The 15,229-nt window shown below is 31.7% G+C and carries 15 protein-coding genes; 11 read left to right on the forward strand and 4 right to left on the reverse strand.

Annotated elements, in window-relative coordinates:
• Positions 1–16: 16 nt before the first annotated feature.
• Positions 17–907 (reverse strand): SEC10/PgrA surface exclusion domain-containing protein, encoded by an 891-nt coding sequence (locus AC38BG_RS05270; RefSeq protein ID WP_489936818.1) that lies wholly within the window; start codon positions 905–907, stop codon positions 17–19.
• A 413-nt stretch (positions 908–1,320) separates the two neighbouring features.
• On the opposite strand from AC38BG_RS05270, the gene AC38BG_RS05275 reads away from it, so the two are divergent.
• Positions 1,321–2,250 (forward strand): L-lactate dehydrogenase, encoded by a 930-nt coding sequence (locus AC38BG_RS05275; RefSeq protein ID WP_489936819.1) that lies wholly within the window; start codon positions 1,321–1,323, stop codon positions 2,248–2,250.
• A 140-nt stretch (positions 2,251–2,390) separates the two neighbouring features.
• Complete coding sequence (locus AC38BG_RS05280) at positions 2,391–3,746, forward strand: threonine/serine exporter family protein (protein WP_489936820.1); 1,356 nt, start codon at positions 2,391–2,393, stop codon at positions 3,744–3,746.
• 543 nt (positions 3,747–4,289) lie between these two features.
• Here AC38BG_RS05280 and ybaK read toward each other — a convergent pair.
• The gene (gene ybaK / locus AC38BG_RS05285; RefSeq protein WP_489936821.1) at positions 4,290–4,793 is read right to left on the reverse strand and encodes a Cys-tRNA(Pro) deacylase; all 504 of its coding nucleotides are present in this window, start codon (positions 4,791–4,793) and stop codon (positions 4,290–4,292) included.
• Between the two features lie 61 nt (positions 4,794–4,854).
• On the opposite strand from ybaK, the gene prmA reads away from it, so the two are divergent.
• The 9 genes from prmA (at position 4,855) to AC38BG_RS05330 (ending at position 14,309) form a co-directional block, all read left to right on the forward strand.
• Positions 4,855–5,799, forward strand: coding sequence for a 50S ribosomal protein L11 methyltransferase (prmA, locus tag AC38BG_RS05290; RefSeq protein WP_489936822.1), 945 nt, complete (start codon positions 4,855–4,857; stop codon positions 5,797–5,799).
• Positions 5,800–5,846: 47 nt separating this feature from the next.
• Positions 5,847–6,254: a hypothetical protein gene (locus AC38BG_RS05295; protein ID WP_489936823.1), complete on the forward strand. Its 408-nt coding sequence runs from the start codon at positions 5,847–5,849 to the stop codon at positions 6,252–6,254.
• A gap of 3 nt (positions 6,255–6,257) precedes the next feature.
• Positions 6,258–8,492, forward strand: coding sequence for a RelA/SpoT family protein (locus tag AC38BG_RS05300; RefSeq protein ID WP_489936824.1), 2,235 nt, complete (start codon positions 6,258–6,260; stop codon positions 8,490–8,492).
• Positions 8,493–8,930: a D-aminoacyl-tRNA deacylase gene (gene dtd, locus AC38BG_RS05305; RefSeq protein WP_489936825.1), complete on the forward strand. Its 438-nt coding sequence runs from the start codon at positions 8,493–8,495 to the stop codon at positions 8,928–8,930.
• Positions 8,931–9,199: 269 nt separating this feature from the next.
• On the forward strand, positions 9,200–10,486 hold the full coding sequence (gene hisS, locus AC38BG_RS05310; protein WP_489936826.1) for a histidine--tRNA ligase: 1,287 nt from the start codon (positions 9,200–9,202) through the stop codon (positions 10,484–10,486).
• Positions 10,487–10,490: 4 nt separating this feature from the next.
• A complete protein-coding gene (gene aspS / locus AC38BG_RS05315) occupies positions 10,491–12,329 on the forward strand; it encodes an aspartate--tRNA ligase (RefSeq protein ID WP_489936827.1) in 1,839 nt (612 codons plus the stop codon).
• 102 nt (positions 12,330–12,431) lie between these two features.
• Positions 12,432–12,797: a GntR family transcriptional regulator gene (locus AC38BG_RS05320; protein ID WP_489936828.1), complete on the forward strand. Its 366-nt coding sequence runs from the start codon at positions 12,432–12,434 to the stop codon at positions 12,795–12,797.
• Between the two features lie 2 nt (positions 12,798–12,799).
• Complete coding sequence (locus AC38BG_RS05325) at positions 12,800–13,507, forward strand: ATP-binding cassette domain-containing protein (protein ID WP_489936829.1); 708 nt, start codon at positions 12,800–12,802, stop codon at positions 13,505–13,507.
• Between the two features lies 1 nt (position 13,508).
• Positions 13,509–14,309 (forward strand): hypothetical protein, encoded by an 801-nt coding sequence (locus tag AC38BG_RS05330; protein ID WP_489936830.1) that lies wholly within the window; start codon positions 13,509–13,511, stop codon positions 14,307–14,309.
• Between the two features lie 38 nt (positions 14,310–14,347).
• Here the strand turns inward: AC38BG_RS05330 and AC38BG_RS05335 are convergent, their stop codons facing one another.
• Complete coding sequence (locus AC38BG_RS05335; protein WP_489936831.1) at positions 14,348–14,533, reverse strand: LBP_cg2779 family protein; 186 nt, start codon at positions 14,531–14,533, stop codon at positions 14,348–14,350.
• 72 nt (positions 14,534–14,605) lie between these two features.
• Positions 14,606–15,178, reverse strand: coding sequence for a signal peptidase I (lepB, locus tag AC38BG_RS05340; protein WP_489936832.1), 573 nt, complete (start codon positions 15,176–15,178; stop codon positions 14,606–14,608).
• Between the last annotated feature and the right edge of the window lie 51 nt (positions 15,179–15,229).

Here is a 15,229-nt window from a genome sequence, read left to right on the forward strand (position 1 = left end):
ACTTGTAATAAATTAATTATTTGATGTTCCAGTTTGTGTCAAAAATTTTCCTATTTTTAATGTAATTTGATGAAACACCCATCATGTGAACACTAATGTGACCTGGATTATTCTTTAAATTACTAAAGCTCATACCAAAGTATTTAGTAGTTGCATCATAACCTTTGAGACTGCGCAAACCTAATAAATCTCCAGCGTGTTCCCATTCAGTATAGCGAGAAGCGTTATTCATATCGCTATTTGTACCATAAAATCCACCAAATAACATTTGTTGAACATTGTAGTAAATTTGAGCTTTTAAAGCATACATTGAACGTTTAGTACCACTAAATTCAGAAGTAATAGGAAGCCCCGCTTCATCTTCATATACTTGACCAGCAGTTGAATTTAAGCCCATCTCTGCAGCGGCACGTTCAATTCCTGTAGTATAGTGATCACTGTCCCAAACACTACGATTATTGTCATGATATTCACGAGCTACATAATCTGCAAAGTAAATTGCGCTTACGTTTAAAGTCCAAGGCTTTTTCCCTAATTGTGCACGAGCTGAATTAATTAAGCTTAATGCAAATTGATTGATTTCAACTTTCTGACCCCAAGTTAGGTTAGTTACATCAACCATTACATTTTTATCACTTGGATTGCCAACAAAATTATTGTTTTTCATACCAGCCATTGAACTAGCAATCAAAGCTTTCTTTTGTGCCGCTGATAATTGGTTATTGTTTGCCTTTAAAATAGCAGAAGTTGTGTAACCACTAGGTAATTTAATAGTAGAAGTTTCGCTTGCCTTCACAGTTTGTGTAGAAGCAATAGATGGATTAATAATATTAATTGCACTTACGCTAGTTGTTGTTAATAATAACGCTACTGATACACTGCTTAAAACTTTAATACTCTTTTTCATGATAATTAACTCCTTGTTATGTGTTTAAAAGTTTATATAAGTGATTTCTTATATCTTTTTACCATGAATAGTACTAGGTTTTATGGAATTGTATATCGACTTATATGATAAATAACTTCAGGTAAATAATTCAATAACAAGTGTTTTCTTTAAATAAGATAGCAGTAATGATTAAATAGCACATGTTATTAAATATATAGCAATTTAAATAAATGGTTAAGAAAGCTTAAAGGTAATTAAATATATACTAATCTATATAAAAATAACATTAGTTATTTAATTTTATTAAATGAATATTGTAAAAAAATATAGGATAAGGGTATAAAAAAGTTATCGTTCAAAAAAACAAGAAAAATGAAAGCGCTTGATGTATAATCAGTTATGTAAATATCTAATTATCGAGGTTTTAAGTTATGAGTAAAACAAAAGTATTTTTAGTTGGTGATGGTAGTGTAGGTTCAGCTTTTGCAAATGATTTATTGCAAAATACTGATTTAAATGAATTAGTAATCTGCGATGTTGCACAACAGCGTGCTGCTGGGGATGCATTGGATTTGGAAGATATAACTCCATATATGGGTGATACTAAGATCCACCAAGGCAGTTATGATGAAGCAAAAGATGCAGATGTAGTTGTAATTACTGCTGGGGTTCCTAGAAAGCCTGGCGAAACTAGATTAGATTTGGTCAATAAAAATGTTATGATCTTAAAATCTATTGTTAAACCAGTAGTTGATTCGGGATTCAAAGGAATTTTTGTTGTTTCAGCAAACCCAGTAGATATTTTGACTACATTAACACAAAAATTATCTGGTTTTCCTAAAAATAAAGTTATTGGAACAGGAACATCATTAGATACTGCTAGATTGCATGTTGCATTAGCACAAGAATTAGATAAGCCTGTAACTAGTGTGGATGGTTATGTATTAGGTGAACATGGTGATACTTCATTTGAAAATTTTGATGAAGCAGTAATTGATCACAAACCACTTAAATCTTATAGCAAATTAAGTGAAAATAAATTAGCTGAAATTGAATCTGCGATTCGTGCAAAGGGTGGTCAAATTATTAAGCGTAAAGGGGCAACTTATTATGGGGTTGCGATGATGTTAACGCAAATTGTAAAGGCAATATTAGAAAATAAAGAAATTGTTCTTCCATTATCTGCTCCAGTTAAAGGAATATATGGGATTCCAGATGAATTATACTTAGGAACTCCTGCTGTAATTAATTCAAATGGGATACAAACTGTAATTGAAACGAAGTTATCAGAAGATGAACATGCAAAGATGTTGTTATCTGCTGAAAAGATGCAAGAAGTAATTGAAACTATTGAATTATAGCTAATAGTAGAAATTTAAAATTATCAAAATAGCTCTGAAGTCGAAAGATTTCAGAGCTATTTATATGAAAGCAACTTGTAAATCTTTTTGTAACGTCTATAATTTTATATGTTTAACAAAAGTTAAGAGAGTAGAGATTTATGAGTCAAGATATAGAAAATTCAAAACATCATTTGTCCCATCATCATCATATGCATATTCAATGGGAAGAATTCTTTTTAAGTGATAATAAAACCCCAGCCAAGGAAGCAACATTAGTTGAAAAAGCTAGTATTGTAGGGCGAGTTGGATTAATGCTACTTAGTTGTGGGACTGGAGCGTGGCGAGTGCGTGAGTCAATGGATACAATGGCTAGGACACTTGATTTAACATGTTCTGCAGATATTGGTTTAGTTTCATTAGAATATACATGCTTTGATGTAAATAACCAAAGCTACTCTCAAACATTAAGTTTAGCTGGTACTGGTGTAAACATGACTAAGTTATATGAAATGCAAAAGTTTTTCAGACAATTTGCTGAAGGGGAGGGTAATTGGACAATAGGTCAAATTCACAGAAGATTAGGTGAAATAGAACACCAAAAAAGTCGTTATTCTCCAACAATCGCAATGTTTGCAGCAGCTATGGCAAGTGCTGGATTCATTTATTTATTAGGTGGCGGAATTCCTGAGATGATTTGTACTTTTGTGGGAGCTGGAATTGGTAGCTTAGTACAAAGAAAACTAGGAGATATGAGACTAACTGTAGTACTGAGAATCGCAAGTGCGGTAGTTACAGCATGTATTGGCTATGTACTGGTCTTTTGGCTATTGCATGGATTATTTCATATCAGTTTGCAACATGAAAATGGCTATATTGGAGCGATGTTATTCGTAATTCCAGGATTTCCATTTATTACATCAGGACTTGACTTATCTAAACTAGACATGAGATCAGGCTTAGAGCGTGCAGCATATGCATTATTAATTATTGTAATTGCGACGGCTGTGGGGTGGGTAATAGCTACAGTATTGCATTTACAACCAGGACAAATTGATAAGTTGAATTTGTCACCTGAGTTAACTACTTTATTTAGATTATTGGCTAGTTTTAGTGGGGTATTTGGATTTTCTCTAATGTTCAACACTAAAGTTGATATGGCAGCCCTAACTGCAGTAATTGGTGCTTTTGCAAATACTTTGAGATTATCCTTAATTGACTTCGGGCATATGGAGGCGCCCTTTGCAGCATTTTTAGGAGCACTACTTGCTGGGTTATTAGCATCACTTGTCCGCAAAGAACGTATTAGCTACCCAAGAATTGCAATTACTGTTCCATCAATTGTTATCATGGTTCCTGGATTATATATGTATCGTGCAATGTTTAATCTTGGCTTAACTAATGTCAATGTGGGTGCAGATTGGCTGATTCAAACAGTAATGATCGTAATATCATTGCCACTTGGATTAATTGCTGCAAGAATAATATCTGATAAAAAATGGCGGCATATGGATTAAAAATATAAATAAACAAATCAAGCATATTGATTTAGCTAAAACTAAATTGATATGCTTTTTTATTGCTCAGTTTTAAGAGATAATTTATCAAAATATTAGATAAATAGAATAAAAAGATAAAAGAAATTAGTAAAAAGTGGTATTATTAATTAAATATAAATAGTTGATAATAGAACTAGTGCTATAGATCATAAAACAAATATAAAAATCATAAAAAATATACTCGTTTCATCAAATACTATTTTATTCATAGCACATAATCTAGATTCAGCTACTTTGAAAATGTTTGATAAGATAATCAATATCAAATAAAAATAGCTCTCAAAGTTATTAAACTCTGGGAGCTATTTCTGCATCAAGATTAATTTATTTTTTTGGAGACTTTGTACAAAGTCCTATAATAAACATTATGACTACAAGGCCAATTAAGAAGCCTAAAATACCAAGAAATATATGCATAATATAACCTGCTTTCTCTTTTTATAACATAATTATTATAGCACAATCTACGATATATAAGAGCGCTTACCAAGTTATATAACACTATTTTTCAAGTAAGTCTGCAAAAGTTGCATCAGTAATTTTTTGTAAATCTAATGGATTCAAAAAGACACTTCTGCCAACTTTGCCACTTGATACAGCAATTTCAGGTTCTTTTTTCATACTTTCATCTAAATAAATAGGGAAGTGGTCATTTAAATAAATACCAATTGGAGTGTTTGCCCCATGTACGTAACCAGTAGTTTTTGCTAATATCTTTAGTGGTAGCATTTCGACTTTTTTATTTCCTGAAATTTTAGCTAATTTTTTTAAGTCTAAATGTTCAGTTACTGGAACAACCCCAACGACGGGTCCTGTTTCATTGCCAGATGCTACTAAAGTTTTATAAACAAGATGTTCATCTTTATCTAATTGCGATGTATGCATACGAGCTACTCCATGGTCATTTTTAACATCAAATGATGCTTGTCGATATGAGATTTTTGCTCGATCTAACATTTTTTCTACTAAGGTTTTATCTAAGCCTTTTTTATGTTTTTTTGACATTTTTATCACCTTGGATAATGATAACATTTACTAGCTGTTTAATTAAGGGATGTACATAATAATGAAGTTATTAGCAATAAAAATTGAAACCAGTCATGAAGTTGAAGATGCGTTAACTTTTTTTGCAGAAAATGATCTTAATGCATTAGGAACAGAAGTGAGAAAACGCAGTGATTTTGAACAAGCAGGTTGGGAAAAAGATTCAACTGTAGTTAAACTTGATGAGATTAAAGACTTGCCAGAAGATCTAGAATTTATTGCTTATTTTGATGAAGAAGCTGATTATCAAGTATTAATTAAAAAAATCGAAGCTAAATTGCAAGAATTAAAATCATATGGATTAAGTATTGCACCTGAAAAAATAAGTCGCTATTATATTGCAGATCAAGACTGGAATACTGTTTGGCAAAAATATTACCATGTAATTAATTTTTCACGTCATTTAGCATTAGTGCCTGAATGGGAAAATTATCAACCAAAATTTTCAGATCAACAAATTATTAAATTAAACCCAGGTCTTGCCTTTGGAACTGGTGGGCATACAACAACTCAATTAGTTTTAATGGGGTTAGAGCGAGTATTAACAAAACCTCAAAGTGTTTTGGACTTAGGAACAGGGTCAGGAATTTTAGCAATTGCTGCAAGTAAATTAGGTGCGACTAAAGTTTTAGCAACTGATATTTCTGATGAATCAATTACTGCTGCAAAAGAAAATATTGCCTTAAATAATTTGACTAATATTGGAGTGAAAAAGAGCAATCTATTAAAAGATGTTTCTGGAAAATATAATATAATTTTGGCTAATATTTTGGCTGAGATTTTGTTTGATTTGATTCCAGATTTAGATGCTCATTTACAAAAAGATGGAAAGGCTATCTTTTCGGGGATTGATTATTTACAATTAGACCAAATAAAGGAAGCACTAGAACATAATAATTTTGAAATTGAATTAACTATGCGTCAAAACCGCTGGGTAAGTATCATTATTTCGCGAAAGCATAATTAAAAGTGCTAAAATAAATAAAAAAATAAGAAGGATGAATTTTACAATTGATGAAAAATTTACAACAAAAACTGATGCATATTAAAGGTATATCTACCATAGTTAACTTTTTTAAAAAATTAAATAAGCACAAGTTTATGCCAGTTATCTGGTGGAGTTTGTTAATAGTTATTCTGACATATGCTTCAAGCCTTCTAAAAATTCCTAAGGTATGGCGATTAGGATTATTATTTTTGATAATTAATAATGTAATTGCTTATCATATTGGACGAGTTATTCAAGAAAAAAAGTTAGCTAAATGGTGGTTGTTATTAATGCCAGTAATTTTTGTATTAGTTATTTTGTCGCATTATGCAAAATACAATTTGATCTTAGCAATAAGCTATTTGATTTTAGAATTATTGGGGTTAATCCATGATAACTTTTATAGAGATCCTAGTAAGGGAAGGTTGTTTTAACTAATGTCAAAATATATTGAAATGACTCATGATGAAGTTATAGATACTGTCAAAAAATACATGAACAAAGACCAAGTAGCCTTTGTTGAAAAAGCATATGAATTTGCAAATCATGCTCATGCTAATCAAAAAAGAGCCAGTGGCCAGCCATATATAATTCATCCCACACAAGTAGCAGGAACTCTTGCAAACTTAGGCTTAGATCCAGACACAGTCGCCGCAGGATTTTTGCATGACACAGTAGAAGATACTCCTGTTACAAATGAAGATATTAAGAAAAATTTTGGCAGTGATGTAGCGTTTATCGTTGATGGGGTAACTAAGTTAAACAAGTATGAATATAATTCTCATGAAGAATTTCTAGCTGAAAACCATCGTAAAATGTTAATTGCAATGGCTAAAGACTTGCGTGTAATTATGGTTAAACTAGCAGATAGATTGCACAACATGCATACTTTAGATCATTTGCGTCCTGATAAGCAACGCCGCATTGCATATGAGACATTAGATATATATGCACCACTAGCTGATAGATTAGGTATTGGTACCATTAAGTGGGAATTAGAAGATATGAGTCTTCATTATTTAAATCCTGAAGAATATTATCATATTGTTAACTTAATGGATGCAAAACGTAGTGTCCGCGAAAAATACATTGCTGATGCAATAACTACTCTAAAAAAGACCCTAGATAGTTTAGGAATTAAATATGAAATTTATGGACGTCCTAAGCATTTATATTCTATTTATAAAAAAATGGTCAATAAACATAAAGACTTCAGCGAGATCTATGACTTATTAGCAGTTAGAGTAATCGTAAAAAACGTTCGTGATTGTTATGCAGTTTTAGGTGCAGTTCATACTAAGTGGAAGCCAATGCCAGGGCGATTTAAAGACTATATAGCTGTTCCTAAAGTCAATGGTTATCAATCCTTACATACAACTATTATTGGACCTGGTGGAAAACCACTAGAAATTCAAATTAGAACTGAAAAAATGCACCAAATTGCTGAATATGGTGTTGCTGCACACTGGGCTTATAAACAAGGTAATTTGCAAGGAGTTAATGAAACAAATTCTGGTAAAAAGCTTGATATGGTGCGTGAAATCTTAGAATTGCAAGATGAAACAACTGATGCTAATGAATTCATGAAGAGTGTCAAAAGTGATATCTTTTCAGATCGTGTCTATGTGTTTACACCAAAAGGTGAAGTTTATGAACTACCGAAAGGATCAATCCCTCTAGATTTTGCTTATATGATTCATACCGATGTAGGTAGTCATTCAGTTGGAGCAAAGGTCAATGGAAAATTAGTGCCACTAGATTACAAGCTAAAAAATGGTGACGTAGTTGAAATGTTGACTCAGACAAATGCAAGTCCATCGCGTGATTGGATGACCATGGTCAAAACTTCTCGTGCCAGAAATAAAATCAGAAGATATTATCGTGATCAATTAAAAACTGAAAATATCAATAAAGGCAAGCTTGAACTTGCTGAAATGTTCAAGCAAAAAGAGCTTTCTAGTAAAGACTTTTTGGATAAAGAACATTTAGATAAAATTTTTGATCATTTTAATTTCCGCAACAGTGATGAAATGTATGCTGCAATTGGCTATGGTGAAATTTCTGCATTAGTTATTGTAAATCGATTAACTCATGAAATGAGGCAACAAGAACAAGACCAAAAACAAAAAGAACTTGAACAAAAAATCATGAGTTCTGGTCAAATTGCTGCACAACGTGCAAATCAAAGCCAAAATTCTGTGATGAGAATCAAGCACAAAAATGGGGTTATGATTCAAGGTGTCAGCGATTTAATGTTGCATTTGGCAAAGTGTTGTAACCCAGTTCCAGGTGATCCAATTGTAGGTTATGTGACCAAAGGACGTGGAGTAACAATTCACCGCCAAGATTGTCGCAATGTAACTCAAGAAGCAGCAAATGCAGGTAGATTAATTGAAGTTCAATGGGAAAACATTGGTGATCGAACTGAACAAAACTTTAGTGCTGATTTAGAAATTTTTGGATATAATCGTTCTAATTTATTAAGTGATATAATCAATAAGCTAAATTCATTAACTAAAAACATTAAAAATATCTCCGGTAAAGTAAATGAAGATAATATCGCTCATGTATATGCAACAGTAGCTGTTAAAAATAGTGAACAATTAAGTAGTATTTTGAAAAAGCTAAAAGATATTCCGGATGTGTATGAAACAAAGAGGTCAGATAATTAAATGCGTGTAGTCATTCAAAGAGTCAATCAGGCTCAAGTTGCAATTGATAATAATGTTGTTGGTAAGATTAATAAAGGATTGCTTTTATTAGTTGGGTTAAGAAATGGTGATGAGCTAGCACAAGTTAAAAAAGCTGCTGATAAAATATCCAAAATGCGAATTTTTGAAGATGAAAATGGCAAGACAAACAAGAGCTTAAAAGATGTTAATGGACAAATTTTAAGTGTTAGTCAATTTACTTTGCTAGCTAATTTAGAACATGGTAATCGACCTGGGTTCACTAATGCAATGAAACCTCCTAAGTCAAAAGAATTATGGGAAAATTTTAATCAAGAACTAATAAATAATGGTTATCATGTTGAAACTGGTGAGTTTGGTGCAGATATGCAAGTATCATTAGAAAATGATGGACCATTTACAATTGTCTTAGATATTTAATGCAATAATTGCTTTTAAATATTGACTTTAGACGTTGAAAAAAGTAAGCTATAAAAGAATTATCGATGACAAAGACTGCAAGGTAAAATTGCTTATTCAGAGAGCTTTAGTTATGTGAAAAAAAGCTAAGCAAATGCCCGTGACCCCTTTAGCAGATAACAGATCGTATGACGAGCGTTAATCGTAGCAAGCAAAAGGTGGTACCGTGCTATTTAAAGCGCCCTTGATTAAGTTCAAGAGTGCTTTTTTATTTAAAAGGGATGAAATTAATGAAAGTACAAAAACCTAAAGGAACTGTAGATATTTTACCTGGTGAATCTAGCAATTGGGAAAAAGTTGAAAGCATTGCTCGTAATTTTTTCCAAAAAGCAGACTATGGTGAAATAAGAACACCAGCCTTTGAAAATTATGAAATATTTGCAAGATCTAGTGGTGAAACTTCTGATGTTGTAGAAAAAGAAATGTATGATTTTTATGATAAAGGCAAACGTCATATTGCATTGCGTCCAGAAGGAACAGCTGGGGTGGTTAGAGCATATGTCGAATCTAAATTATATGGTCCTGAATATCCAAAACCATACAACGTTTTTTATATTGCTTCTATGTTTAGATATGAAAGACCACAAGCTGGACGTCAGCGTGAATTTCATCAAATAGGTGTTGAAAGCTTCGGTTCTAATAATCCCTTAGCTGATATTCAAACTATCATGATGGGACATGATTTGTTAGCTGAATTAGGTGTTAAAAAATATGAATTACATATTAATTCATTAGGTAATGAAAATGTTAGAAAAGCTTATCATGATGCCTTAGTTGATTACTTTACTCCTGTTGTTGATCAATTATCAAAGGATTCTCAAAGAAGATTAAAAAGTAATCCATTGAGAATACTTGATTCTAAAGATGAAAAAGATAAGCAATTCTTACCAGCCGCACCAAAGATCATAGATTACTTAGATGATCAATCACGAAAAGATTTCGAATATATTACTCAAGTTTTAGATGAATTGGGAATTAAGTATGTGTTAGATAATGATTTAGTACGTGGACTTGATTATTATACTGGTGTAATTTTTGAATTTATGGTAAATGATCCTAGTCTATGGTCTAGTCCTTCAACTATTTTAGGCGGAGGAAGATATAATAACTTGGTTTCAGAATTTTCAGGACCTGAAACTCCAGCTGTTGGGTTTGGAATTGGTGAAGAGCGTTTGATGTTAGTGTTATCAAAACAAAATCCTGAATTATTTGTAAACCAAGGGATTGACTTTTTCGTAACAAATATTGGTGAAAATACTGATGTTAAATTGCTTGAGATAGTAAGAATGCTGCGTAAGCAAGGCTATAATGCCGACTTTGATGTTGATCAAAGAAAATTAAAAGCACAATTTAAAAAAGCTGATCGTTTGCAAGCAAAATTCGTAATCACAATTGGTGAAAATGAACTTGCTAACCAAAAATTAAGGGTTAAGCGTTTATCAGATGGTAAGCAATTTGATATTGCAATGGCTGATATTGAAGATATGAATAATGTAATGGATGAATTAATGGGGTAAAATGATGGAAAAAAGAACTGATTATTGTGGTAATATCACAAAAAAATATGTTGACCAAGAAGTAAATTTATATGGTTGGGTTCAAAGAGTTCGTGACCTTGGAAATTTAATTTTTATTGATTTAAGAGATCGTGCTGGAATTGTGCAGGTTGTTGTAAACCATGAATCTGGTGCTGATTTAATGAATAAAGCACAAGATTTACATAGTGAATACGTAGTTCAAATCAAAGGAAAAGTTGTTTTAAGATCAGATCCTAACCCTGAAATGAAAACAGGGGATGTAGAAGTTGATGCAAGCAAAATTGTGATTTTGAATAAAGCTAAGACTCCTCCATTTGAAATTAAAGATAATATTGATGCAAATGACATTACTAGATTAAAATACCGTTACTTAGATTTGCGTCGTCCAGTACTGCAAAAAGCATTAATGATGCGTTCAAAAATCACTGCAGCAACACATGCTTACTTTGATTCTGAAGGATTTATTAATATTGAAACTCCTGATTTAGGTAAATCAACTCCAGAAGGAGCAAGAGACTACTTAGTTCCATCTAGAGTATATCCAGGTAGTTTTTATGCATTGCCACAGTCACCACAATTGTTTAAGCAATTATTGATGGGGGCTGGATTTGATAAGTATTACCAAATTGCAAGATGTTTCCGTGATGAAGATTTGCGCGGTGATCGTCAACCAGAATTTACCCAAATTGATATGGAAACTTCATTCTTAGACGAAAAAGGTGTCCAAGATATCACAGAAGGCTTATTGCAAAAAGTTATGCATGATGTAAAGGGTGTTGATTTGCAACTACCATTACCAAGAATCACTTGGAATGATGCAATGAATTATTATGGTTCTGATAAGCCAGATATGCGTTTTGATATGAAGATTCACAACTTAAATGATGTATTTAAAGATTCGAACTTTAAAGTCTTCAAAAATGCAATTGATAATGACGGCTTTGTAAAAGCAATAAGTGTTCCAGATGGAGCAAAAGCATATTCAAGAAAACAAATTGAACAAATGCAAGATTATATCAAGCGATTCCATGCTAAAGGTTTAGCTTGGGTAAAATTTGAAGATGGGAAGTTTACAGGTCCTGTTGCAAAATTCATTTCTGATGAAGAAGGAAAGCAATTAAAAGACATCTTCAAACTCAATAATGATGAATTACTATTATTTGTTGCAGATAAATGGAAAGTGATTTGTGATTCATTAGGATATTTACGTCGAGCTATTGCAATAGAGCAAAAGATGGTTGATGACAATGATTATCACTTTGTTTGGGTTGTTGATTGGCCTTTATTTGAATTTGATGAAGGTACAAATAAATGGATCGCTGCACACCACCCATTTACAATGCCAGATGATAAAGGCATTAAGTTATTAGAAACTGATCCTCATAAAGCACATGCTAGAAGTTATGACATTGTATTAAATGGCTATGAATTAGGTGGAGGTTCGATTCGTATTCACAAACGTGAAATACAAGAAAAAATGTTGAAGGCATTAGGCTTTACAAAAGAGCGTGCATATGAACAATTCGGCTTTTTGCTAGATGCATTGGATATGGGATTCCCACCACACGCAGGATTAGCTATTGGATTAGATAGATTTGCAATGTTATTAGCTGGGAAAGATAATATTCGTGATGTTATTGCCTTTCCAAAAACTGCTAGTGCATCTGATCCTATGACTAATGCGCCAGCACCAGTTGAAGATGAGCAATTAGAAACTTTAGGAATTGAAGTTACTAAAAAAGCTCGCAAACAACGTGATGAAGACGAAAAAAAGCTTTATCATGAAGCTGAGGAAGAGATCAAGGCAAATAACGATAAATAATTGATAAATTATAAAAGTTTTTGGATGAAAAGTATCCAAGAACTTTTATTTTTTTGTATTATAGTGTATTATATACATATAACAATGGAAAGGGATGATTTGATGGAATTTAAAGATAATATCCCAATTTACTTACAAATTGAACAATATTTATATCAGCTAATTGCGACAGGAAAATTAAAACCAGGTGCACAGATACCATCTGTAAGGCAACTTGCAGTTGAGTTAACAGTTAATATAAACACAGTTCAGCGTGCATTGAGAGAGATGAATGCACAAGGGCTTTTGAGTACAAAACGTGGAGAAGGTAATTTTGTTACAAATGATGTTGAGTTAATTAACACTACCAAGCAAAAATTGATTGACCAAGTATTATTAGACTTTGTTACAAGTATGAAAACCTATGGTGTTCGTGAAAATTTCATACCACAAATGGTTCGCAACTTTATCAAGAAAGAAGGGGAGTAACAATGGAAAATGTTTTAAAAATTGAACAACTTACTTATAAAAAGAATATGCGTCCTATTTTACAAGATGTAAATATGAAATTAAAGCCTGGAAAAATAGTTGCATTATTAGGTGCTAATGGTTCTGGGAAAACTACATTAATGAGAATTATTGCAGGTGTTGCTAAAAACTGGAGTGGCACAGTAGAAGTTATGGGGCAAACAAGAGATGATCAAAAAAAGACCAAGCTTGCTTTCACTGACAAATTATCTGCATTTTCAGATATGACTAAAATATCTTATATTAAGCAATTTTATAGTACTATGTATCCCAATTTTGATGAAGCTGAATTTGAGAAATTAATTCAATTTATGAAGCTTAAAGAGGAAATGAGGTTGAATCAATTATCTAAAGGGATGAAAGAACAACTAATTATTGCTCTAGTTTTTAGTCAAGATGTAGATCTTTATTTATTAGATGAACCATTTGGCGGGATTGATATTATGACTAGGGAAAATATTATTAATTCTATCTTGCTTTGGAAAAATGATAAATCAACTATTTTATTATCTGATCATTATTTAAGAGAAATAGCCAATTTAGTTGATGAAGTGGCTATTTTAAAAGATAAATCAATCATCGATTTCCAAGAAGCTGATGATATTAGAGCAAAACACAAGAGTATAGAAGAATATTACACAAGTTTTTATGATGGAGAAGAGGATGAATAAAATGACTTCGTTTGGAGCAATTTTAAAACAAATGCTTAAAACAAAAAGTAAAGGAGTCTATATTGCAATTGGGCTTCAATTAATTGGTGCAATCATTTCAAGTGCTCTTTTTATAATTAATAATCACACTGTTCCAGTTGGTATAGTTCCACTAATGCACTTTATGACCTGGGGAGTAGCTGCAGGATTTTGCTACTTCATTTATACTATTATTCAAAATGAAAGAATAAATACCAGCCAAACTTGGCGATTGATTCCAATTAGTGATACTAAGTTTTATTTGAGTAATATATTTAGTGCTGTGATAACTTATATTTACTTTTTGGCAATTGAATTGATTACGGTATTAGCGTTTGCTGCTGTAGCATTTTTCAGTAATTCAATAGAACATAATAATTTTTTTGCAGTTAACGCACCAGCTGATTTTTGGGCAAACTTTGATTGGATTATAGTTATTAATATAGTTTTTATTTTGTTTTTGACAGGAGTATTAACGTATTTAACATTTTCTTTGATTAACTTTTCAAGTAGAACTATTATTGATTTTTTGCCTATTGCAAGAAGTAGGGTGATCTTAATAATTACTAGACTTATTATTGTTTCAATAGTCTTTATCTTAATTTCAAAAATTGGATCTAGTTTAACTTCATTAATTCAATGGTTATTAATGCATAATAGTGTTAGAGGTTCTCAATATATGTCATTATTTTATGTAAATATATCTTTGGTAATTATTATTTTAATTTTTGGAGCAGTCAATATTTGGCTAATTAATAAATTTGTAGAAGCAAAAATAAACTAAAAAAATTGATCTTCGCGAAATAAAGATCAATTTTTGATTTACATATTTGCATGAATATAATCTAATAACTGATTAATATCAGTCGATGATGGCAAGTCCTCGCCAACTTTCATTGCGTGAATTTTTTCTACGGATAAGTGGCTGGCAAAAGCTAAATCATTATCATTTACTTGATGTTTTAATTCGAATTCAATAATTTGATCTGAAAGTTCTTCTGGGTTCATTTTTACTTCTCCTTGATTTTCATCCTTAACTTCATTGTAACGATTTGAATTAACTTTTGTAAATATTATAGCTTAAAATACTGCAATTCTATTTAGTGGCCAATATCTTAATTTTACTTGTCCAACAATTGCTTGTCGTTTAATAAAACCGATAATTCTTGAATCTTTTGAAACATCGCGATGATCACCCATGACGAAGTATGAATTAGCAGGTACGCGATTAACATGGAATAAAGTTTCTAATGAAAAATTATTTGTATAAAGTTGACCTTTTGGCAATTTACTTTCATATTGAGTTAAATATGGTTGCTTAATTGGCTTACCGTTGATATACATTACATCATTTTTAGATTCCACAGTGTCCCCAGGCATCCCAATGATTCGCTTGATATATAATGCACCTGGTTCATCTGGTGCTTTTAAAATGACGATATCATTGCGCTTTAGTGTGCTATGTCTTACAGCGATTACTCGATCTCCTGATTCAAAAGTTGGCTGCATTGATGGTCCAGAGACTGTTTCATTTGATAAGAAAAACGTAAATACAATATAGTATATACCTAATAAAATAGCCATTATAATTACAATTTGCAATATTGAACTAGCAAAGCTCTCGCTTTTTTTATTTTCTTGTTTTTTTGCCATTAATAAAAACTCCTTTTATATGCACTTTTTATTATAACTGATTTTCACCTA

The sequence above is a fragment of the Lactobacillus sp. M44 genome (assembly GCF_058130005.1).